The following is a 20,917-nucleotide window of genomic DNA, read 5'->3' on the forward strand; positions in this document are numbered from 1 at the left end:
ATTGAAAACATCCTTTCTTTTTTTATGACATGAAAATTCGTATATTCACACGTTCATGCCTCATTTGGGATAATTCGATACCAGGCGAGACAATGCCAAAGTCCTCTTCATCCATCTGACCTATTTTTTCAACAGCTGCTATTAAAACAGGCTGAATATCATGAAGGATTCTCTGACCTGCCGTCTGCCCTAATGGAATCCCCCGTACGGCATTTTGAACAATGCTGGATACAACTGAATAGAGGTAAAATAAAACAGTTGTTGGTTTTGGTACACCAAGATAGTGGGCTGCCATCGTAAAGACAATCGCAGGATGACCAAACGATTGCTTTGCGCTAATCCTTTTTCTATAAATTGCTAGAACAGGTGCATCATATAAAGACTGAACAAGCTCTAACATCCGCTCACCCATTCTTTGGCTGCCCTCCCGCGTTTCCCGCGGCAAATTTTGGACAGTCAATAATCGATCCAGCTTCCAGACCCGAGCAAGATCATCCTCTTCCAATGCCTGATATACAAGGAGACTTGCAAGCCCATCTGAATAGATGAGCTGCTCGTCAATATAAACCTGCAGCCATTGTGAAAAGGTTTCAGAATTATGAACCGTATTCTCTTGGATATAGCTTTCCAAACCGTAGGAATGACTAAAAGCTCCTGTTGGAAAATTGGAATCACAAAGCTGAAACAGTGCTAATAATTTACTCTCCATGACTATGACCAATATGGCGAAACGCCTGCTTCACTTTTCGATTTTCCCGTTTATAGGGAATCTCCAGCTCCTTTAGCAGGTCTTCTACAAGATAATCGTATTGCACCATCATCTCATCACCCTCAAATTGGGCTGGAAGGTGCCTATTACCCAATTGATGCGCGATGGTCCCCATTTCTTTCAAATTACGGGGACTAATGACGATTAAATCATCAGCGATTACGTCAACGACAATCATATTTTTTTCATCCATAAACAACACATCTCCGGCCACAAGGTCACGTGGGTCCTTCAGGCGAATGCCGATTTCCCGGCCGTGGTCCGTTTTAACTCGCTGGACACGTTTCACGAGATGATCACTTTCAAGGTATACTTTTTCAATATGGCGTCTGAAGATTTCTTCCTTTTCCATATTTTCAATATTGGCTTCAATTCGTTCAATTAACATGCTTTTTCACCTCAAAATAGGAAATATCTTTGGGCCATCGGTAATTTTTCAGCTGGCTCACATGTGATATGCTCCCCGTTCACTCTTACCTCATATGTTTGCGGATCTACGGAAAGCTCAGGTGTTTCAGAGTTGAGCTTCATGTCTTTTTTGGTTAGCTTCCGGATTCCGTGGACAGGCAGAATAATTTTTTCTAAGCCAAGCTTTTCATGAACTTTACCTTCATAAGCCGCCTGCGACACAAATGTAATCGAGCTCTTCGCCAATGCCTTACCAGTGGCAGCATACATCGGCCGGCAAACTACCGGCTGCGGTGTTGGAATAGAAGCATTGGCATCCCCCATCATCCCCATGACAATGAAGCCGCTTTTTATTACCAATTCCGGTTTCACCCCGAAGAATGCGGGTGACCAAATGACAAGGTCAGCGATTTTCCCTACTTCAATCGACCCGACATAATCTGCAATCCCATGGGTAATCGCTGGGTTAATCGTATATTTTGCAATATAACGCTTGGCCCGGTTATTATCAGATAGTTTGTTGTCCCCTTGCAAAGAGCCTCTTTGCAGTTTCATCTTGTCGGCTACCTGCCAAGTCCGGGTGACCACCTCGCCAACCCGGCCCATTGCCTGGGCATCGGAACTGGTCATGCTAAAAACCCCCATATCCTGCAGGATATCTTCAGCAGCAATCGTTTCCTTTCTAATCCTGGAATCGGCAAAGGCAATATCTTCCGGTACGGAAGGATTCAAATGGTGGCAAACCATCAGCATGTCAAGATGCTCATCAATTGTATTGATGGTATATGGAAGCGTCGGATTTGTGGAAGACGGCAGGACATTCATAAAGCTTGCTGATTTAATCAAATCAGGTGCATGCCCGCCTCCGGCGCCTTCCGTATGATACATGTGAATCACACGATCTTTAATCGCCGCCATCGTATTTTCAACAAAACCTGCTTCATTTAAGGTGTCCGCGTGAAGTGCCACTTGCACATCATATTGATCCGCTACCTGCAAAGCATGGTCAAGGGCTGAAGGTGTAGCACCCCAGTCTTCGTGAACCTTAAGTCCAATTACACCGGCCCGTACTTGTTCAGCCAGCGGTTCTTCGGTTGCTGCTTGGCCTTTTCCGGTCAAACCAACATTGATCGGCAGGCCCTCGACTGCCTCAAGCATGCGATGGATATTCCATTCGCCCGGTGTAACCGTTGTCGCCCTTGAACCTGCAGATGGACCTGTGCCACCGCCAATTAAAGTAGTTAGCCCCGCTGAAAGGGCAACAGGGACCTGTTCTGGATTAATAAAATGGACGTGTGTGTCAATGCCGCCTGCTGTCACAATCATTCCTTCACCGGCAATGATTTCAGTAGAAGCCCCGATGACGATATCTACCCCATCCATCACCAGTGGATTTCCCGCTTTTCCGATTCCGGAAATTTTCCCGTCACGAATCGCTAGATCTGCTTTAAAAATTCCGGTGTAATCTAATATAACTACATTAGTTATCACGACATCAGGTATCCCATCGCCGCGGGTGACAAGCGGATGCTGTCCCATTCCATCGCGGATGACCTTTCCGCCCCCAAAGACAACCTCTTCACCATAGGTAGTATAATCCTTTTCAATTTGGATGATTAAATTGGTATCCGCTAGACGAATCGAATCTCCAGTAGTTGGCCCAAACATCTGGGCATATTGCTTGCGCGGCATTTCAAAACTCATTTTCCACACCCACTTTCAACAGACCCATCAGTTTTATTATTAAATCCATAAACCTTTTGTTCCCCTCCAAAGCAAACCAATTCTACTTCTTTTTCATCACCTGGTTCGAAACGAACTGCTGCCCCGGCAGGAATATTTAGCCGTTTTCCAAAAGCGTCATCTCTATTAAACTTCAGGGCTTCATTTACTTCAAAGAAATGATAGTGCGAACCGATTTGGACCGGCCGGTCTCCTGTATTAGTTACTCTAACCCTGTGTATTTCACGACCCTCATTGCAGATGATAGGTTCCTCTTTTAAAAATAACTGACCTGGTTCCCATTCCATTTGGTTATCCCTCCTGTTGCTTTTTATCGAATTGGATCATGAACAGTCACAAGTTTTGTTCCGTCAGGGAAAGTAGCTTCTACCTGAATGTCGTCAATCATTTCCGGAATTCCTTCCATAACATCATCACGCGTTAATATGGTAGCCCCATATTTCATTAATTCCGCTACCGTCTTTCCGTCTCTTGCCCCTTCTAACACTTCATAGGTTATTAAGGCAACAGCTTCGGGATAGTTTAATTTCAAGCCTCTTTCCCGTCTTCTTCTAGCAAGATCAGCGGCTACCACAATCATAAGTTTGTCTAACTCACGCGGTACTAGTAACACTGCCCAGCCTCCTTTAATAGTTGTCATTTTTGTAAAAATTAACCACCTTCAATAGATTATCCATATCAATTTCGTTTAAACAGCACATGAAATGTTTTTTTGGAAATACTAAGAATTAGTATTTATTTAAAAAGGTTGACCTAGAATTTTTTAAGTCGTATAATACAAACGAAAGTTTATACGATAAACAAAAGTTCAAAACGCTTAAATACAACTTAGGGAGGCACACAAAATGAAAAAACGTAAAATTGGTATGGCACTATCACTTGTTCTTGCAGCAGGCACGCTCTTGGGTGCATGTGGAAAAAGTAACGATAACGAGAACACTGGCGGCGGCAAAAAGGACACATTTTCTGTTGGTATGGTGACTGACATCGGCGGTGTCGATGATAAATCCTTTAACCAATCTTCTTGGGAAGGCCTGCAAGCATTTGGTAAGGAAAATGGCTTGAAGAAGGGGAGAGGCGGATATGATTACCTTGCTTCAAAATCGGATGCCGATTATACAACAAATTTAAACAGACTAGTTCGCGAAAAATTTGACTTAGTTTATGCGATTGGCTTCTTAATGCCGTCTGCAGTTGAAGAAATTGCAAAGCAACAAAAAGATTCTAAATTTGCCATCGTCGATGCTGAAGTAAAGCTTCCAAACGTGGCGAGCATTCTTTTTAAAGAGCAGGAAGCAGGATTTCTTGCGGGAATAGCAGCGGCAAAAACAACAACATCTAACCATATCGGATTTATAGGAGGAATGGAAATTCCCGTTATCGAGCGCTTCGAATCTGGTTTCATAGCTGGAGTTAAAGCTGTTAAACCGGAGGTACAAGTCGATGTTCAATATGCGGGTGCATTTGATAAAGCTGAGGTTGGACAAGCAATCGCTTCTAAAATGTATTCTTCAGGAGCGGACGTCATCTTCCACGCTGCAGGTGCAACAGGGGTTGGACTATTCAAGGAAGCTAATGACAGAAAGGCAAAAAATCCGGACAAAGCAATTTGGGCTATTGGTGTTGACCGTGACCAAGCTGACATGGGTCAGGATGTGGTCCTTACCTCTGCTCTAAAACGTGTGGATGTAGCAGTTAAAGACCTTGCCACTAAAACAAAAGACGGTAATTTCCCTGGTGGTAAAGTTGCACTATACGGTTTAGCCGAAGATGGTGTCGGCCTAGCACCAATCAATCAAAAGGCAGCAAACAAAGCCGATATTGATGCAACCGTTAAAGACTGGATTGAAAAAATCAAATCAGGTGCTGTAAAGGTTCCTGAAACACGTGATGAATTAAAGACATTTAATCCAAAACAATAATAGCACTGATTAAGGCAATTTTAGATTAGTGTAATTTATGGGGTGAGTTTATGCCTGAAAAACTGACTGAGAAAGAACAATTGATTCTCGATTTAATCCGGAAAAACCCCTATATTTCGCAGCAAGAGCTTGCGCAAAATTTAGAATTGTCTCGGCCTTCGATTGCTAACATGATTTCTGGGCTGATCAAAAAAGGCCATATTTTAGGTAGGGCCTATATTCTAAGTGAATCACAGCATGTCATTTGCATTGGTGGAGCGAATATTGACCGTAAATTTCATATTAAAGGGCAGGCACAGCTGGGTACTTCCAATCCCAGCTATGTCACCCAGAATGCCGGCGGGGTTGCCCGGAATATCGCTGAAAACTTGGGTCGCCTAGGGCTGGAGGTTTCACTTATATCTGCTGCCGGTGCTGATAAGGACTGGACCATTATTGAGGATTCATCAGCGTCATACATGAATTTAGAGACTGTCTCCAAATTCCCGGAAAAAGCAACCGGCTCCTACACAGCAGTTTTGGACTCCAACGGTGAATTAGTCATTGCGCTTGCGGATATGGATGTATATGAAGCCATTACACCTGAATTACTGCGGAAGCATGAGGGATTTTTTACACAATCAAAATGTATCATCGTCGATTTAAATTGCCCAAAAGAAACGGTCCAATATTTGTGTCATTTTGCCAAAAGCCATAACCTACCGATCGTCTTAATACCTGTTTCATCACCAAAGATGAACCGTTTGCCAGATGAACTTGATGGTGTAACATGGCTCATTACGAATCGGGATGAATCGGAAACCTATTTTCAGCATGAAATCGAAAATGATTCAGATTGGAAAAACGCCGTGGAAAAATGGCTGTCTTTGGGGATTTCCAATGTGGTCATCACTAATGGAAAAGAAGGCTCCATGATTGGGAATAAAGAGGAAGGCATTTTCCATGTACCCCCTATTGAAGCGAAGGAAATCGTCGATGTAACCGGGGCGGGAGATGCTTTTTCTTCGGCTGTTATTTACTCTTGGCTAGAAGGTAGGACATTATTGGAAATTGCTAAGGCCGGAAGTATCAATGCTTCGAAAACTTTACAATCACCATATACGGTTCGACAGGATTTATCTGCAGAACAACTATTAAAAGACATGGGGGAATAAGTCATGAAAGAATATATTACATTATCTGAAGAAGTACGTACCGCAAAGGAACAAGGAAAACCAATCGTTGCCCTAGAATCTACGATCATTTCTCATGGCATGCCTTATCCGCAGAACGTGCAAACCGCCCGTGAAGTGGAGCAAATCATCCGTGACAATGGAGCCGTTCCAGCTACAATTGCTATCATTGATGGAAAAATTAAAATCGGATTATCGGATGAAGAGTTAGAAATGTTCGGGAAAAGTTCCGGAGTAGCAAAAGCATCAAGACGCGACCTGGCTTATTTGCTTGCGACTAAAAAACTTGGCGCAACTACAGTAGCAGCAACGATGATTTGTGCTGAATTGGCCGATATTCATATCTTCGTGACCGGCGGTATTGGCGGAGTTCACCGCGGTGCCGAAACTACCATGGATATTTCAGCAGACTTAGAGGAGCTTGGGCAAACGAACGTGGCTGTCATTTGTGCAGGTGCCAAATCAATTCTCGATTTAGGATTAACGATGGAATACTTAGAAACAAAAGGCGTACCAGTTATCGGTTATCAAACTGATGTCCTCCCTGCATTCTACACACGTACAAGTGAGTTTTCATTAAACTTGCGTGCCGATGATGTCGCTGAAATCGCCTCTACCTTAAAAGTAAAATGGGATTTAAACCTAAAAGGCGGAGCGGTGATTGCCAACCCTATTCCTGAAGAACATGCCATGGAAGAGGAATTTATTAATGGCGTCATCGAAACAGCATTGAATGAGGCGGCAGAACGCCACATCACAGGTAAAGATGTGACACCATTCATGCTCGGCAAGGTGAAAGAACTGACAGAAGGAAAAAGCTTGGATGCCAACATTGCTTTAGTTAAAAACAATGCCGTTGTTGGGGCAAAAATTGCTGTAAGCTTTAATTCGATGAGATAAGGTTTGAATTAAAAAAGGAGCCGTGGCGGCTCCTTTTTTAGCTAATAAGAAATTATAAAATTTTTGCAAATTTTATAATTTCCTAACGCATAAATTCAACTACACCTCTGTCTTCGTCCTTACAGTCTCGCCAATCGGCGAGTTTTCATTTAATTACACGTACCATGCGGACTCGGACAGCCGATTGCTTCTTTTTCGACTTGGATTGTGCTGTGTTCAATATGAAAATCATCATGGAGAATTTTCTGCGATTGGGCAAGAATTTCATCATGAACCCCGTCATCATAAATGGTGACATGGCAGCTCAACACCGGGTACCCGGAGGTAATATTCCAAATATGGAGGTCATGGACTTCTTTTACATACTGAATTTTTCCGAGCGCCTCCTTCACCTGATTTATATCAATTTGTGTCGGCGCCCCTTCCATTAAAATATGGAAAGATTCCTTCGTGACCCGAAATCCGCTGATTAGAATCAGCACAGCAACAATCACACTGGCAATCGGGTCGGCGATGCCCCAGCCGAGGAACATGATGAGCAATGCCGCTATAATGGCCCCAACAGATCCTAGCATATCGCCAAGAACGTGGAGGAATGCGCTGCGGACATTCAAATTTTCATCCTTGTCGCCTTTCATTAAAATCCAGGCCGCAATAATGTTCACGATTAGACCTGTGACGGAAATGACCAGCATCCCCGTGCTTTGAATTTCCGGCGGATTGAAAAAGCGATGGAAGGCTTCATAAAAAATATAAATCGAAATTAGAATCAATGTTAAGCCGTTTAACGCAGCCGCAATAATTTCAAATCGTTTATAGCCATACGTTTTTTCCTGCGAAACTGCCTTTTCCCCAAGCTTAATTGCGTAAAAGCTCAACCCTAGTGCAGCGGCGTCGCTGAGCATATGCCCCGCGTCTGAAAGAAGCGCCAGGCTGTTGGTTAAAAGCCCGCCTATAACTTCCACGACCATGAAGGCCGCTATTAAAATAAATGAGCTTAATAACGCTTTTTTATTGCTTGTATGTGAATGACCGTGTGAGTGGCCATGTCCGTGTCCATGATGGTGATGATGATGGTGACCCATGTTTATCCCCCCATTAGCCTTTTTGATACGGGCCTACGATTTCTCTTTTTCTAAAACGAAAATATTACGATTACGGTTAGTTTTTTCTGATCTTGAATTTTCGATACATACTAGAATATATCTGTGTATTCCACAGGTCAACTCTTGTTTAATCTTTAACCCGCAAGAGACGCAATCCATTTAATGTGACAATCAAGGTCATGCCCATGTCTGCGAAGATGGCAATCCAAAGGGTCAACCAGCCGGGTACGACAAGCAGCAGAGCCAAAAGCTTTACCACTATAGACAGGGTAATATTTTGTTTAATAATCCGCAGTGTTTTCCGGCTTAGCTTGATCGTAAACGGCAGCTTGTTCAAATCATCATTCATTAGAGCGATGTCTGCTGTTTCCAGCGCCGTGTCCGTTCCGGCGCCGCCCATAGCGATTCCAACGGTCGCAGCAGCCAGGGCTGGGGCGTCATTGATACCATCACCAACCATCGCCACTCTTCCAAATTGGGATTTCAATTTTTTTATAAAAGCTAATTTATCCTCTGGTAAAAGTTCTGCTTCAATGCTGCTAACCCCAGCATGCTGGCCAATCGACTCGGCCGTCGCTCGGTTATCACCGGTTAGCATAACAGTCTTATTAATCCCCAGCTGATGAAGACGCTCAATGACACTGCGGCTGTGATTGCGGACCTCGTCAGCAACGGCAATCAAAGCAAGAATACCTTTTTCCGTACCGACGATCATCACAGTCTTACCCTGTTTTTGTAAAAAGGTAATGTGGCTTTGAACCTCCACGGGAATTTCCGTAAAAAGCTTTGCGTTTCCGACCCGATATTCCGTGCCGTCCACTAAACCCTTAATACCCTTTCCAGTAATCGAGTAGAAGTTTTCGACCACGTATTCGGTGTGTGCCGCTTTTTTTATAATCGCTCCCGCGAGCGGGTGCTGGGACTTGGTCTCAAGTGCGGCGACTTTTTCAAGGAGGTTATCGTCCCCGCTAAAATTAATAAAATCGGTTACTACCGGAACCCCTCTTGTCAATGTACCTGTTTTATCAAAGGCAATTGCCCTTAAGGCACCTGTCTCTTCTAAAAAGCTGCCACCTTTGATAAGGACACCGTTTCGGGCGGCATTTCCGATGGCCGTTACGATTGCAACTGGTGTAGAAATCACCAGCGCACACGGACAGCCGACTACCAGCACGGCGAGCCCTTGGTAAATCCACTCCTGCCAGCTGGCTCCGAATATAAGCGGAGGCATCACCGCAACTAGTGCTGCAACCGCCATAATGACCGGCGTGTAGTATTTCGCAAAACGGTCGACAAATGCCTGAGACGGCGCCTTTTCCGCCTGCGCTTCCTCCACTAAATGAATAATTTTTGCTATGGTCGTGTCCTCGCTCAGTTTGGTGACCTTTATTTTTAAAAAGCCTTCTTCATTAAGCGTTCCTGCGAACACTTCGTCATTGACGGACTTTTCAACTGGGACCGACTCTCCTGTAATAGCTGCTTGATTTACGGAGGACGCCCCCTCAATAATGATGCCATCCATTGCTATTTTCTGCCCCGGCTTGACATGCATGATATCGCCAATTTCAATGTCCTCTGCTTTTACAATTAGTTCTCGGCTATTTCTGACAACCACAGCTTCTGCCGGCGCTATTTCCATCAGAGAGCGAATCGAGGCTCTTGCTTTGTCCATGGAATAGCCCTCTAGCACCTCACTGATGGCAAACAGGATGACAACAACGGCCCCTTCACTCCACTCGCCGATAATCGCCGCCCCAATAATCGCAATCGTCATCAGCGTTTTCATATCAAACTCGAGGCGAGTTAGGTTTTTCAAGCCTGTTTTAAAAAGAGGAAACCCTCCCAGTAAAATGGCGGCAGCAAATAGAAGGTTACTTGTAAAAAGGTACCCGGCGATTAGGAACAATAAGGACAAACCCAACAGCGAATACCGCTTCCAAAACGGTTCTTTTGGTACGGGTGCCCGCTTTTCTTTTTCTGGATAGATGGTTAATTTTTCAAACGCGCCAGCTTCATGCAGTTCTTCCAGACTGGCATTTCCATAGACTGTGAGCTTTGATGCTCCGAAATTGACCTGTGCATCCACAACACCATCCAGGTGTTTTACGTTCTTTTCGAACTTGGCAGCACAGCTCGTTCAGGAAAAACCCTGAACGCGATAAACTTGTTTTTCAAGTGCTTCACCCACGGTCTATCACCTCTACCTGGTGCTCAAAGGCAATATGAATTAATTGTTTTACATGGTCATCATCGAGGGAATAATAAACCAGCTTGCCCTCTTTGCGGTATTTTGCGAGTCCAAGGCTTTTTAAATGACGTAAGTGATGCGAGGCCGTTGCCGTTGTCGCCCCGACAATATGGGCGACATCACAAACACAAAGCTCGTCTTCGAGCGTAAGTGCATAGGCAATTTTCATTCGCGTTTCATCAGATAATGCTTTAAAAAGCTTGGTGACTTCTAGGATATGCGAGCTATTCTCAAGCTGCTGCTGGACTCGTGCGGTTTTTTCACTATCCACACAATTAATCTCGCAAACATCACGTTCCGTCATATTTACACCTTCTTCATTCAAATGTTCGTTTGAATATATCATATTCAAATACAGGTTTGAATGTCAATCATTTTTATTCAAATGGTGATTTGAATGTTAGTTTTTCCAATCCATTAAAAAAAGCCGCCCCAAAAGAACGACTTTTTACATAATAGAAAATAGTGAACCGACGGCTATTCCCGCCACCACCACAATCCATGGCGGCAGTTTCCAATAAGCCAACATGGAAAATAACACGGCTGCAAAGGCAAAATCCTCTGGGGCATGAATCGAACTTGTCCAGATTGGATTATAAAAGGCGGCAATTAGTATTCCGACGACTGCGGCATTTATTCCAGTTAACGCTCCTTTGATACGCGGGCTCCGCCTTAGGCTGTTCCAAAACGGCAGCGTTCCGAACACGAGTAGAAAAGCCGGCAAGAAAATCGCGATTGTTGCAACGACTCCTCCCTTCCATCCATTGATAACCGAACCAATATAAGCCGCAAAGGTGAATAGTGGGCCCGGTACCGCTTGTGCCGCTCCGTAACCTGCCAGAAATTCCTCTTTTGACAGCCAGCCGGTCGGAACGAATTCGCGTTCCAGCAATGGCAGAACCACATGACCGCCGCCAAATACCAGCGCTCCGGAACGATAAAAGCTGTCGAACAAAGCAAGCCCACTGGAAGAGACTACTCCCCTTAGCAGCGGAAGAACAATCAACAACCCGAAAAAAATAGCTAGACAGATCAACGCAAAACTCCGTGAAATCGGAAACTGTGCATTTGCCTCTTCCAGTTCATTTTCATGATTTTGAAAAATCAACAGTCCCACTACCGCAGATAACAATATAATAGCTATCTGTGAATAAGCAGTTTGCCACAGTAATACTGTTACAATCGCAGCAAGTGCGATGGCCTTTGTCGGTTTATTCGGCGTCAGTTTTTGCGCCATCCCAAGTATGGCCTGGGCAACAACTGCAACAGCCACAATTTTCAAGCCATGGATCCAGCCAGCATCATTTATTTCCATTCCTTTTAGAAAAAGAGCCAAAAGAATTAGCGCAACGGCCGACGGAGCGGTAAATCCGATGAATGCCAATATTCCTCCTAATACGCCGCCACGAATTACGCCGACACCGATCCCCACCTGGCTGCTGGCGGGACCGGGCAGAAATTGGCACAATGCCACCAAATCCGCATAGTTTTTTTCATCAAGCCATTTCCGGCGCCGGACATATTCTTCATGAAAATACCCCAAATGCGCAATTGGACCACCGAATGAAGTTAATCCCAACTTAGTTGAAACAAGTAAAATTTCGATTAATGTCTTGATCACTTTATTTCTCCTATTTTTTATCCAACTAAATTTCAGTAAATCATTCCAAGATACCTTTATTCTAGCATGCTTCATCTAAAAATTAATGGGAATTATAGCTCTTAAAAATAGTTTGGCGGATTACTTTCAGATTTCCGCGGATACTTTCAAGGGTTCGGCGGATTTTCACCCGAATTTGGCGGATACTATCCTGAGTTCGGCGGATAACCTGCAAATTTCGGCGGATAAACACAACACCAATCACTAAAACAAAAAAAAGAGCCCAAAAAAGACTCTCCTCAAATAGGTATATTCAACTCAAAAACACCGCTCCATAACCAAGTGCCCCCATAATCACGAATGCCGGGTGGATTTTTAATTTTTCCATCAGTACATAGCTGGCAACGACCAGAAACAAGGTTTGCCAAATGCCGATATTAAAATAGGAGCCTGAAAAGAAGTTATAAGCCATGACCCCAAGCATAACGGCGATTGCTGGCCTTACGTACAGAGTCATTTTCTTCACTTTCGGGGAATCTTTAAATTTATACAACAAACCTAGCAGCGAAATCATCAGGATTAGTGATGGTGCAACTGTGGCGAACACGGCAACGATTGATCCAAGAATACCGCCTTGCTGGTAGCCGATGTACCCCGCCATCTTTGTCGCAATTGGGCCGGGCAGCGAATTTCCGAGCGCCAGCACTTCGCTGAATTCCTGCACCGTCAGCCAGCCGTAATGGTCCACCACTTCGTTTTCAATCAGCGGAATGGATGAAGGACCGCCGCCATAGCCAAGAATGCCCGGGATAAAGAACGCCAAAAAGATTTTCCACTGAAGCATCATATCGTTTTCCTCTCTTTTTCAACAGCTTCAGTTTCAGCCTTTTTCTCGCGGCCAAATAACGCCCAAGCCAGCAGGCCGGCAATAAGGACTCCCGGGTGAATCCCGAGAATTTCCATAATAACAAAACTCACTACGACCATTGCCAAATTCCCTTTCCAGCCCATCCCCTTCTGGCCGTTTTGGAAAAACTGCCAGGTCAGGACAGCGAGCATAACACCCACAACCGGAACGACCGCTTTCGTCATTCCCTGTACCCACGGCTGGTCTTTAAAGGCAGACAACGACGTCAGCAAGATAATCATTAAGGCGATGGTCGGAAGAATCGAGGAAAGGATCGCTGTGAAAAGCCCAAGGATTCCTGCCACTCGATAACCGATATATCCTGCCATTTTCGTGTTAATCGGACCGGGAAGGGCATTCGCGAGGGCCAAAGTGTCGCCAAACTCTTCATCATTCATCCATTTAAAAGTTCCCACGACTTCTTTATGGACAAGCGGAATCGCAGAGGGGCCGCCGCCAAACCCAAGCATTCCTGACCTAAAAAAAGCCACAAACAAATCAAGATATTGTTTCATTCTCATCAATTCCTTTTCACTCGAAACTACTTGTTAAAAGATATATGCCATATCATTTCGTTTGTTAACCAAAAAGATGAATATTATTAACAATTGTAATAATTTAGATTTTTCATCATTTTAACGCACATTTATAATACTGTCTATTATTTTCCCCAAAAAAATAATCCATGAAGGATAACCTCCAAGGATTATAGTTTTAATCCGGTACGGCTTTTGAAGCGGCGCAGCATAATCTGGCTTTCGACCCGGGTGATACCTTCCACCGCGTAAAGCTCCTGGTTGATAAATTTTTCAAGCGAAGCAAAATCCTCAACGAGAACGTGCATATGAAGCGTACTCGGGCCTGTCATCTGATAGCAGCTTGCCACATTCGGGTTGTTGGCGAGGTTTTCCGCCACCGAAACGAGATATGCCGGCTCGCAGTCAACCTCAAAAAAAGCAGATACTTTTTTCCCGACCGCTTCAGAATTAATAACCACGCTGAATTTTTCAATAATGCCCGACTCTTCCATGCGATTAACCCGTTCGCGGACCGCAACCCGCGACAAATTCAGTTCCTTTCCAATATCGGCATAGGACGCTCGGCCGTTCTCAGCTAGGATGGCAAGAATTTTTCGATCCACTTCATCTATTTTCATCATATCTCATTCCCTGTAAATGGATGTTTTCGTTCATTTTATCATAATTCACGGGCAATGAAATTTATTTTTTAACCGCGTCATCCTTACCGGCAGCCCAGAACGCGGCAGCCACAGAAAGAAATATCACGATAAACGGCGCGTAAAACATTAAGAATTTTTCCAAAAAGAAGCCCCCTATTATACATGATCATTGCGGTTCCCCTGCACATAATCCTTGTTGAACAAAAACAGCTTGAGCAGCAGGTACAGGGATGGAATGAGCAAACAGAGCCCGGCAATAAAGGCCGTCACCAACGCGGTGGCCATTGCTTTATTTGTAAAGCCGTCATAAATCGTCAGGTACGGGTACAACAGGTAAGGATAGTGCGATATTCCGTATGCGAGGAAGGCGGCCGTAAACTGCCCAGCCAATAGCACAAAGGCGAACCCATAAGCAATCCTTCTCCAAAGCAAATACACCGTCCCAGCAAAAAACAAAACTGATAGCCCGAACAGCCACCATAAATCAAGGAGACGCTCATAGTGTTCGGGATTATGCGTCCTCATCTCCACAATGATACCGTATGCGGTAATAATCGCCGGTCCAGCCCAAGCAAGGGCATATGTCCGAAGCAGATTTGCTGCATTATAATCCTTCGCCTTTTGGGCATACCACGTCAAAAATACTGCGGAAATATACAAAACGGAAGTCAAACTTAACAACACAATACTCCACGATAATGGGCTAGTAAACAACACCCAGTAATCGAGCTCTGGTCCGCCGTTCGTGATTGTGACAAAGCCGCCCTCGGAAATAACTAGCACGATGGACAAGGAGGCAGGAATAAATAATCCGGTTAAGCCGTAAAGGATGGTGTACCGTCTATGCTTCAGCCCCCCATAGATTGTGAAGGCATAATAGGCGCCACGAATCGCAAGAAGTATCGTCGCAATACTAGCCGGAACAAGCAGGGTCGACCCATAGTAATAAGCTGTTCTTGGAAAAAAGCCGACCATACCGACAAAGAAAAACACTAAAAACACATTGGTCACTTCCCAAACAGGAGAAAGGTAACGCTGAATTACTCTGGTTAAAATGTGCTCTTTTCCCGAGACAACACTGAAGGCGTTGAAAAACCCGGCGCCAAAATCTATGGAGGCAACGATGATATAGCCAAACAAAAATACGCCTAGAACCGTTATTCCAAGTATTTCAAGCGTCATTTTAGGTCACCTGCCTTTTCCGCGTCGCGGTCCGCCAGTTCCTGTTCAACTGGATTTTTACGAAACATTTGAATCAGGACAAGTACGCTGCCAATCCCAAGGATCAGATAAAGCAGCGAAAACAGCATTAACATTGTGTCGACCTGACCGCTGCCCGTGGCTGCCTCACTTGTCCGCATGATTCCGCGAAGAATCCAGGGCTGCCGTCCAACTTCGGTCATCCACCAGCCTGCTTCAATAGCAATTACCGCCAATGGTCCGCAAAGCACCAGCAGCCAGCCAAACCATTCTTTTAAAACAAGCGGCCATTTCCGATGCACACCTAGCAAATAGACGAATGCCAGGAACGTCAATCCCATCCCGAGGGTGACCATTAGGTCGAATAAATAATGAATATAGAGAGGAGGTTCTTCATTATCAGGGAAACGGTCGAGCCCAATTACTTCTGCATTTGGATTGCTGTGTGCCAAAATACTAAGACCAAATGGAATTTTTAAAGCATATTTCACTTCCCCATTATCAAGTACTCCGTATAGATAAAGCGGTGCGCCTTTTTGTGTTTCAAAATGCCACTCCGCCGCCGCTAATTTTTCCGGCTGGTATTCAGCCAGGTATTTTCCGGAAAAATCGCCGATTACTGCGGTGGCCACGGAAAAGATCAAGCCTAGCTTCATCGTTAAGAAAAGAGCCTTTTTGTGATACACATGCTTGGAGCCCTTTATGAGAAGGCGGTAAGCCCCGATGGATGCGAGGACAAACGCAGAGGTCATATAGGCCGTCGACAAGACATGAGCAACTTTTGTCGGCATCGCCGGATTGAACATCGCAACCAGCGGGCTGACATTCACCAGCTGCCCTTTTACAATGTCAAAGCCTTGCGGGGCGTTCATAAAAGCATTGACGATAGTAATAAATATGGCGGAAAAGGAGGCACCCAATGCTACAGGAATTAATAAAAGAAGGTGCTTCTTCTGATTTTCAAAGCGATCCCAGGTATAAATGTAGATTCCGAGAAAAATGGCTTCAAAGAAAAAGGCGAACGTTTCCATGAACAGCGGCAGGGCAATGACATTACCGGCCAGCTCCATGAAATTCGGCCAAAGGAGGGATAGCTGCAGACCAATCGCCGTTCCGGTCACAACACCCACTGCCACCGTGATTACAAAGCCTCTTGTCCACCTTCTTGCTAATAAAATGTAGTGTTCATCCTGTTTCTTAATTCCCACCCATTGGGCAATCATAATCATCAACGGGACCCCGACGCCGATTGTTGCGTAAATGATATGGAAGGATAGAGTCAGCTCGGTTAGAACCCGGCTGAAGAAAACCGCTTCTTGGTTAACCATTTTTCCTCACTGGACCACCTTTCTTAGGAAATGTTATGTATGTTTCATCTATGGTGGTTTGGAATTTTTTCGGAGCGTCCTTATATTCTCCATTCCATCGGATTTTCATTATCCTGAAAAAATCCGCCCGATGATAGAAACTGCCATGATGGCTGCTACCGTAAAGGCGAGCCAAACTAGCATCCGTTCTTGTTTTTTATAAATAGGAATCACTCTCCCATTGTCTAATAATTATTGTTAATTTACTTCAAAATGGTTTTTTATATAAAAACAGAAGAAGAGAAGCGTCTGATTCTTCTCTTCTACTCTATTTCATTTAAAATCGACATCTGAAGATGGTCTTCCCAGTTCCCATTAATATTAATATTTTTCCGCGCAATGCCTTCTTTCTCAAAACCTGCTTTTTCAAGAACACGGATGGATCCAATATTGGATGGCATGACACCTGCGGCAATCCGGTGGAGTCCAAGTTCCTTGAAAGCATAATCAACTACTAGCTTCACTGCTTCGGTCATATACCCTTTACCGTTGTATTGACGGTCAAGGCTGTAACCGACATAACAGCTTTGAAATGAATCTTTAACGATATCGAATAATTCGATATCGCCAATTAACTCATTCGTTTTTTTTAAGAAGATCCCAAATGAATACTGCGTTTCTAGTTCCCGGCACTGGATGACAAACCGTATCGACCTCAATTGGTGCTCAAAGGAGTAAAAGTGCTCACTTCGCTTTGGTGAAGTTTCTTGAAAAAACTCGCGGTTTTTAATCGTAAGCTGCGTCATCGCTTTCGCATCCTTCTCCTCCAAAAAGCGAAGATAAATCTCCTTCCCTTCCAGTCTCATAATTTTTTCCCCTCTCCGATCCCGCTTCTATTTCTAAACATATGCACCAGCCATCATAAAAATCTATATAAACAAAATTACACATTCATGAAAAAAACTCCTTCTTCTTGCGAAAAAAGGAGCATTTGCACGACGCTAGTGTACTTATGAAGTCAGGCAACGACTGGAGTTATCCAATACTGCTAAGATTGTCAGGGAAAGGTACCTGCTATTCCACAGTGTCAAGATTGCTAATAGTTTCAGTCCCACGGATGTACTTCCGTACTGTCAGCGCTAAATCAGCGATGAAGTATAACATAAGGGCAGGCCATATCCAGTTCCATAGCGTTTCTGAAGCCTCATACATTTTAATAACTGAGGGATGAATCCATTTTAGACATAGGAGCGAGAGCACACCCCAGCAAAGAGAAAATGGCAGGCAAATGTGGCCGTGCAGCTGCATGGGTGTGCCGGAATAATCCCACCACTGCTGTCTGAAAAGTTTCTGGAGCAGGGCGCCGCTTATATATTCCACCAAAGTGGGAATCGTGAAACATAGCAGAAGCACGAGCACCCAATGGGAATCTAGTTTAGTTAGCAAAACTAGCAGTACAGGTGCAAAGCCATACATCGGTTTAAACGGCCCGTACAAAAAATTTGGTTTGATAAAAATCCCTTTTGTAAAGAAGTTATAGCTGTTTTCAAGCATCCAGCCGAAAAAGGAATAGATCGTAAAATAAAAAACGATGGAGGCAGCTTCTTCAAAAAGGACATTTTGCGCATTGATACCATTTAATATGCTAATCAGCATCGCAATCACCTCTTTAAATTAGAAAATCCATCGTTTATAGTTCGCAAAGGCTCGACTAAATATTCGTAAATACCATTATTTTACCTATTTTTTGGTAATGTTTTTCTCACTTTGTCGTTAACTTTCCTACCAAAAACTTTTATCAATTTTCCAATTAATAAACATTGTGTTGATTAATATCTGCACCATTTATTATATTGTATTTATTAAATAAATATTTTTTGGAGGCACTGAAAATGGCTAACCAAACACATGATAAACGAGCTGCCCGAACGAAAAGGCTAATTCGTGGTGCCCTGACAGAGTTAATGGAGGAAAAAGGGTTCGAAGGCGTCACAGTCAGGGATTTAACTGAAAAGGCACAAATCAACCGTGGCACTTTTTACCTGCATTACCGGGATAAATACGACTTACTGGAGCAAAGTGAAGAAGAAATTCTGAAAGAAATAGAAGATAACGCAAGCGGAATCAATCCAAAAGATGCACTTCACTCTACGAGCCAGGATGAGCCATTTCCTGTCATTCTGAAGTTATTTGAATATTTTCAGGAGAATGCCCAATTTATGAGGGTAGTTTTGGGTCCAAAAGGGGATGCCTCTTTTCAAGTTAAACTGAAGGAATTAATCAAACAGCAATTTTTTCAAAATATCGCTTCAAAACTTAATTCGGAGGATATGCTTGTTCCTGCGGAATACTTGATCGCCTTTGTCAGTTCCGCCCAACTAGGGCTGATTCAGCACTGGCTGGAAACGGGGATGAAAAAGACCCCGGAGGAAATGGCCCTAATTGCCGCTAAAATGATTTTATTGGGTCCAGGGCACGTGGCCGGAATAAAAAACTGACTCACTCCACGGGGCAAGCCCGCGTGGTTTACAGGCTATTTCTATAACAATCAACACTTTGCCTCATATTGTTCATTGTAATTGCCCTGTCGGCATTTTAATATGGATATATAGAAACTCAACAATGTGTTGATTAAGGGGGGATCATTAAGATGAATCCAGCCATAAAAGTTGAAAACGTCAGTAAAAGCTTTAGCAAGAAAGCAGTTCTCCAGAATGTAGACCTAGCCATTCAAAAAGGACAATTATACGGACTCATCGGGCCATCGGGAGCAGGGAAAACCACACTCGTCAAAATGATTGTCGGGATGGAAAAAGCCGATAACGGTGAAATCCAGGTTTTGAACACAAAAATGCCGAATCTCGCCATCCTCCAGGAAATTGGCTACATGGCCCAATCGGATGCCCTATATGCCGAGCTTACCGGAGAAGAGAATTTGAAATTTTTCGCTTCGCTATACAAATTGAAAAAAGATGAACAGAAAAATCGGATTGCTTACGCTTCAGGGTTGGTCAACTTGACGGACGACCTAAAAAAACGGGTGTCCGCTTATTCCGGGGGAATGAAGCGGCGTTTGTCGCTCGCGATTGCCTTGATTCAGGATCCGAAAATTTTAATCCTCGACGAGCCGACTGTTGGGATTGACCCAGAGTTAAAACTATCAATCTGGAATGAGCTGCTGCGGTTGAAAAACGCTGAGGGAAAAACAATCATCGTGACCACCCATGTGATGGATGAAGCGGAAAGATGCGATTATGTTGCGATGGTTCGCGATGGTCGAATTTTAACTAGCGGCACGCCGGCAGAATTAAAGGAGAAATACCAAGTAGAACGGTTTGATGAAGTATTCTTAAAAGCGGGGGTGAAGCAGTCATGAGGATTACAGCCCTGATTAAAAGAATTGCCCAGCAGCTGCTCCGTGATAAACGGACGCTGGGGTTAATGTTTGTCGCCCCGTTACTAATACTGACCCTGATGTTCTTTTTATTTAACGGCAATACGGTTGATCCGAAATTAGGTGTGGCCAACATTGATGAGAGTCTTGTAACAGTCCTCAAAAAGGCGGACATTACCGTAAAGAAATATGATAAACCCGCCAAAAACACCATTACGGACGATAACCTTGACGGTCTGCTCGAACAGGAAAATGGAAAAATGAAATTAACACTGCAGAACGATGACCCATCCAAGGCAAAGGCCTTGCAAATGAAGGTCAACCAAGCAGCCGCATCGCTTGTTCAAGCCAAACTCATTCAGCAGAACCCGGCATTGGCGGGTATAGTGGGACAAAAGATGGAAACTAAATATGTCTATGGAGATACGGACACGGTCTTTTTTGATGTCTTAAGTCCGATTCTTGTCGGTTTCTTTGTCTTCTTTTTCGTCTTTATCATTTCCGGAATCGGCTTGTTGCGTGAGCGGACAACAGGAACGTTGGAACGGCTGATGTCAACGCCAATCCGCCGCGCAGAAATAGTTACAGCCTACCTGGTTGGCTATGGGATTTTTGCCGTCATTCAAACCATTATTGTTGTCCTATACTCTATAAATGTTCTCGATATCGTCCTGGTCGGTTCCATCTTTCATGTGATTTTGATTAATTTACTGTTAGCTCTGGTGGCCCTGTCCTTAGGGATTTTATTATCATCCTTTGCCTCTTCTGAGTTTCAGATGATGCAATTTATCCCGATTGCCGTCGTACCACAAGTGTTTTTTGCCGGAATTTTCCCGCTAGAGGGAATGGCCAATTGGCTGCAGGCCATCGCCAAAGTCATGCCAATGTATTATGCCGGCGATGCCTTGAAAAGTGTTATGTATAAAGGCGGCGGACTCGGTGATATTTCGGGAGACCTCACAGCACTTGTCATCTTTGCCGCCATCTTTATCGTGCTAAATATCTTTGCGTTGAAAAAGTACCGGACATTGTAGAAAAAGGAAAGCCGAGGGATGTTTGCT

At 44.1% G+C, this 20,917-nt stretch carries 24 protein-coding genes; 6 read left to right on the forward strand and 18 right to left on the reverse strand.

All coding sequences use genetic code 11. The features are described 5' to 3' along the window. Positions 1 to 22: 22 nt before the first annotated feature. Genes ACNQGS_RS06760 through ACNQGS_RS06780 form a run of 5 tightly spaced genes read right to left on the reverse strand, consistent with a single transcriptional unit; the run spans position 23 to position 3,533 of the window. Positions 23 to 709: an urease accessory protein UreF gene (locus ACNQGS_RS06760; protein WP_491486667.1), complete on the reverse strand. Its 687-nt coding sequence runs from the start codon at positions 707 to 709 to the stop codon at positions 23 to 25. Continuing rightward, complete coding sequence (gene ureE / locus ACNQGS_RS06765; protein WP_491486668.1) at positions 699 to 1,157, reverse strand: urease accessory protein UreE; 459 nt, start codon at positions 1,155 to 1,157, stop codon at positions 699 to 701. Before ureE ends, ACNQGS_RS06760 begins: the two co-directional genes overlap by 11 nt. A gap of 11 nt (positions 1,158 to 1,168) precedes the next feature. After that, complete coding sequence (ureC, locus tag ACNQGS_RS06770) at positions 1,169 to 2,881, reverse strand: urease subunit alpha (RefSeq protein ID WP_491486669.1); 1,713 nt, start codon at positions 2,879 to 2,881, stop codon at positions 1,169 to 1,171. Beyond that, entirely contained in the window at positions 2,878 to 3,207 is a 330-nt protein-coding gene (gene ureB / locus ACNQGS_RS06775) for an urease subunit beta (protein ID WP_491486670.1), read from the reverse strand. Before ureB ends, ureC begins: the two co-directional genes overlap by 4 nt. Before the next feature lie 23 nt (positions 3,208 to 3,230). Further along, entirely contained in the window at positions 3,231 to 3,533 is a 303-nt protein-coding gene (locus ACNQGS_RS06780; RefSeq protein WP_213144166.1) for an urease subunit gamma, read from the reverse strand. Between the two features lie 232 nt (positions 3,534 to 3,765). On the opposite strand from ACNQGS_RS06780, the gene ACNQGS_RS06785 reads away from it, so the two are divergent. Genes ACNQGS_RS06785 through ACNQGS_RS06795 form a run of 3 tightly spaced genes read left to right on the forward strand, consistent with a single transcriptional unit; the run spans position 3,766 to position 6,914 of the window. Beyond that, positions 3,766 to 4,842: a BMP family lipoprotein gene (locus ACNQGS_RS06785; RefSeq protein WP_491486671.1), complete on the forward strand. Its 1,077-nt coding sequence runs from the start codon at positions 3,766 to 3,768 to the stop codon at positions 4,840 to 4,842. A gap of 50 nt (positions 4,843 to 4,892) precedes the next feature. Then, positions 4,893 to 5,996 carry a PfkB family carbohydrate kinase gene (locus ACNQGS_RS06790; RefSeq protein WP_491486672.1) on the forward strand — a complete coding sequence of 368 codons (1,104 nt, stop codon included), beginning with the start codon at positions 4,893 to 4,895 and terminating at the stop codon, positions 5,994 to 5,996. Positions 5,997 to 5,999: 3 nt separating this feature from the next. Continuing rightward, complete coding sequence (locus ACNQGS_RS06795; RefSeq protein WP_491486673.1) at positions 6,000 to 6,914, forward strand: pseudouridine-5'-phosphate glycosidase; 915 nt, start codon at positions 6,000 to 6,002, stop codon at positions 6,912 to 6,914. A 149-nt stretch (positions 6,915 to 7,063) separates the two neighbouring features. Here the strand turns inward: ACNQGS_RS06795 and ACNQGS_RS06800 are convergent, their stop codons facing one another. From ACNQGS_RS06800 to ACNQGS_RS06860, 13 genes are all read right to left on the reverse strand, one after another. Beyond that, entirely contained in the window at positions 7,064 to 7,999 is a 936-nt protein-coding gene (locus ACNQGS_RS06800) for a cation diffusion facilitator family transporter (protein WP_491486674.1), read from the reverse strand. A 148-nt stretch (positions 8,000 to 8,147) separates the two neighbouring features. Next, positions 8,148 to 10,208, reverse strand: coding sequence for a heavy metal translocating P-type ATPase (locus ACNQGS_RS06805; protein WP_491486675.1), 2,061 nt, complete (start codon positions 10,206 to 10,208; stop codon positions 8,148 to 8,150). Next, a complete protein-coding gene (locus tag ACNQGS_RS06810; RefSeq protein ID WP_491486676.1) occupies positions 10,201 to 10,572 on the reverse strand; it encodes an ArsR/SmtB family transcription factor in 372 nt (123 codons plus the stop codon). The genes ACNQGS_RS06805 and ACNQGS_RS06810 overlap by 8 nt, the downstream gene beginning before the upstream one ends. A 144-nt stretch (positions 10,573 to 10,716) precedes the next feature. After that, on the reverse strand, positions 10,717 to 11,886 hold the full coding sequence (gene chrA / locus ACNQGS_RS06815; RefSeq protein WP_491486741.1) for a chromate efflux transporter: 1,170 nt from the start codon (positions 11,884 to 11,886) through the stop codon (positions 10,717 to 10,719). Between the two features lie 85 nt (positions 11,887 to 11,971). Next, positions 11,972 to 12,133 carry a hypothetical protein gene (locus tag ACNQGS_RS06820; RefSeq protein ID WP_491486677.1) on the reverse strand — a complete coding sequence of 54 codons (162 nt, stop codon included), beginning with the start codon at positions 12,131 to 12,133 and terminating at the stop codon, positions 11,972 to 11,974. Between the two features lie 48 nt (positions 12,134 to 12,181). Further along, positions 12,182 to 12,712, reverse strand: a complete 531-nt coding sequence (locus ACNQGS_RS06825) for a chromate transporter (RefSeq protein ID WP_491486742.1) — start codon at positions 12,710 to 12,712, stop codon at positions 12,182 to 12,184. Next, a complete protein-coding gene (locus ACNQGS_RS06830; protein WP_491486678.1) occupies positions 12,712 to 13,290 on the reverse strand; it encodes a chromate transporter in 579 nt (192 codons plus the stop codon). The genes ACNQGS_RS06825 and ACNQGS_RS06830 overlap by 1 nt, the downstream gene beginning before the upstream one ends. A gap of 191 nt (positions 13,291 to 13,481) precedes the next feature. Then, positions 13,482 to 13,931, reverse strand: a complete 450-nt coding sequence (locus tag ACNQGS_RS06835) for an Lrp/AsnC family transcriptional regulator (protein WP_213117673.1) — start codon at positions 13,929 to 13,931, stop codon at positions 13,482 to 13,484. Between the two features lie 64 nt (positions 13,932 to 13,995). Then, entirely contained in the window at positions 13,996 to 14,097 is a 102-nt protein-coding gene (gene cydS, locus ACNQGS_RS06840) for a cytochrome bd oxidase small subunit CydS family protein (protein ID WP_464491556.1), read from the reverse strand. 14 nt (positions 14,098 to 14,111) lie between these two features. Next, positions 14,112 to 15,137, reverse strand: a complete 1,026-nt coding sequence (locus tag ACNQGS_RS06845) for a cytochrome d ubiquinol oxidase subunit II (RefSeq protein ID WP_491486679.1) — start codon at positions 15,135 to 15,137, stop codon at positions 14,112 to 14,114. Further along, entirely contained in the window at positions 15,134 to 16,483 is a 1,350-nt protein-coding gene (locus tag ACNQGS_RS06850) for a cytochrome ubiquinol oxidase subunit I (RefSeq protein ID WP_491486680.1), read from the reverse strand. Before ACNQGS_RS06850 ends, ACNQGS_RS06845 begins: the two co-directional genes overlap by 4 nt. A gap of 302 nt (positions 16,484 to 16,785) precedes the next feature. After that, positions 16,786 to 17,328, reverse strand: a complete 543-nt coding sequence (locus tag ACNQGS_RS06855) for a GNAT family N-acetyltransferase (protein ID WP_491486681.1) — start codon at positions 17,326 to 17,328, stop codon at positions 16,786 to 16,788. Positions 17,329 to 17,536: 208 nt separating this feature from the next. Continuing rightward, positions 17,537 to 18,118: a putative ABC transporter permease gene (locus ACNQGS_RS06860; RefSeq protein WP_491486682.1), complete on the reverse strand. Its 582-nt coding sequence runs from the start codon at positions 18,116 to 18,118 to the stop codon at positions 17,537 to 17,539. Positions 18,119 to 18,354: 236 nt separating this feature from the next. Between ACNQGS_RS06860 and ACNQGS_RS06865 the strand changes: the two genes are divergently transcribed. From ACNQGS_RS06865 to ACNQGS_RS06875, 3 genes are all read left to right on the forward strand, one after another. Beyond that, positions 18,355 to 18,960 (forward strand): TetR/AcrR family transcriptional regulator, encoded by a 606-nt coding sequence (locus tag ACNQGS_RS06865; RefSeq protein WP_491486683.1) that lies wholly within the window; start codon positions 18,355 to 18,357, stop codon positions 18,958 to 18,960. 152 nt (positions 18,961 to 19,112) lie between these two features. Then, entirely contained in the window at positions 19,113 to 19,838 is a 726-nt protein-coding gene (locus ACNQGS_RS06870; protein ID WP_491486684.1) for an ABC transporter ATP-binding protein, read from the forward strand. Next, positions 19,835 to 20,890, forward strand: coding sequence for an ABC transporter permease (locus ACNQGS_RS06875; RefSeq protein WP_491486685.1), 1,056 nt, complete (start codon positions 19,835 to 19,837; stop codon positions 20,888 to 20,890). Before ACNQGS_RS06870 ends, ACNQGS_RS06875 begins: the two co-directional genes overlap by 4 nt. Positions 20,891 to 20,917 lie beyond the last annotated feature (27 nt).

The sequence above is a fragment of the Neobacillus sp. PVCKKU3 genome, from assembly GCF_058323225.1.

Excerpts from the sequence above, each read along its gene's own strand:
- ACNQGS_RS06760 (WP_491486667.1), bottom strand. The coding sequence starts at position 709 with ATGGAGAGTAAATTATTAGCACTGTTTCAGCTTTGTGATTCCAATTTT.
- ureE (WP_491486668.1), bottom strand. The coding sequence starts at position 1,157 with ATGTTAATTGAACGAATTGAAGCCAATATTGAAAATATGGAAAAGGAA.
- ureC (WP_491486669.1), bottom strand. The coding sequence starts at position 2,881 with ATGAGTTTTGAAATGCCGCGCAAGCAATATGCCCAGATGTTTGGGCCA.
- ureB (WP_491486670.1), bottom strand. The coding sequence starts at position 3,207 with ATGGAATGGGAACCAGGTCAGTTATTTTTAAAAGAGGAACCTATCATC.
- ACNQGS_RS06785 (WP_491486671.1), top strand. The coding sequence starts at position 3,766 with ATGAAAAAACGTAAAATTGGTATGGCACTATCACTTGTTCTTGCAGCA.
- ACNQGS_RS06790 (WP_491486672.1), top strand. The coding sequence starts at position 4,893 with ATGCCTGAAAAACTGACTGAGAAAGAACAATTGATTCTCGATTTAATC.
- ACNQGS_RS06795 (WP_491486673.1), top strand. The coding sequence starts at position 6,000 with ATGAAAGAATATATTACATTATCTGAAGAAGTACGTACCGCAAAGGAA.
- ACNQGS_RS06800 (WP_491486674.1), bottom strand. The coding sequence starts at position 7,999 with ATGGGTCACCATCATCATCACCATCATGGACACGGACATGGCCACTCA.
- ACNQGS_RS06810 (WP_491486676.1), bottom strand. The coding sequence starts at position 10,572 with ATGACGGAACGTGATGTTTGCGAGATTAATTGTGTGGATAGTGAAAAA.
- ACNQGS_RS06825 (WP_491486742.1), bottom strand. The coding sequence starts at position 12,712 with ATGCTTCAGTGGAAAATCTTTTTGGCGTTCTTTATCCCGGGCATTCTT.
- ACNQGS_RS06830 (WP_491486678.1), bottom strand. The coding sequence starts at position 13,290 with ATGAAACAATATCTTGATTTGTTTGTGGCTTTTTTTAGGTCAGGAATG.
- ACNQGS_RS06835 (WP_213117673.1), bottom strand. The coding sequence starts at position 13,931 with ATGAAAATAGATGAAGTGGATCGAAAAATTCTTGCCATCCTAGCTGAG.
- ACNQGS_RS06845 (WP_491486679.1), bottom strand. The coding sequence starts at position 15,137 with ATGACGCTTGAAATACTTGGAATAACGGTTCTAGGCGTATTTTTGTTT.
- ACNQGS_RS06850 (WP_491486680.1), bottom strand. The coding sequence starts at position 16,483 with ATGGTTAACCAAGAAGCGGTTTTCTTCAGCCGGGTTCTAACCGAGCTG.
- ACNQGS_RS06855 (WP_491486681.1), bottom strand. The coding sequence starts at position 17,328 with ATGAGACTGGAAGGGAAGGAGATTTATCTTCGCTTTTTGGAGGAGAAG.
- ACNQGS_RS06860 (WP_491486682.1), bottom strand. The coding sequence starts at position 18,118 with ATGCTGATTAGCATATTAAATGGTATCAATGCGCAAAATGTCCTTTTT.
- ACNQGS_RS06865 (WP_491486683.1), top strand. The coding sequence starts at position 18,355 with ATGGCTAACCAAACACATGATAAACGAGCTGCCCGAACGAAAAGGCTA.
- ACNQGS_RS06870 (WP_491486684.1), top strand. The coding sequence starts at position 19,113 with ATGAATCCAGCCATAAAAGTTGAAAACGTCAGTAAAAGCTTTAGCAAG.
- ACNQGS_RS06875 (WP_491486685.1), top strand. The coding sequence starts at position 19,835 with ATGAGGATTACAGCCCTGATTAAAAGAATTGCCCAGCAGCTGCTCCGT.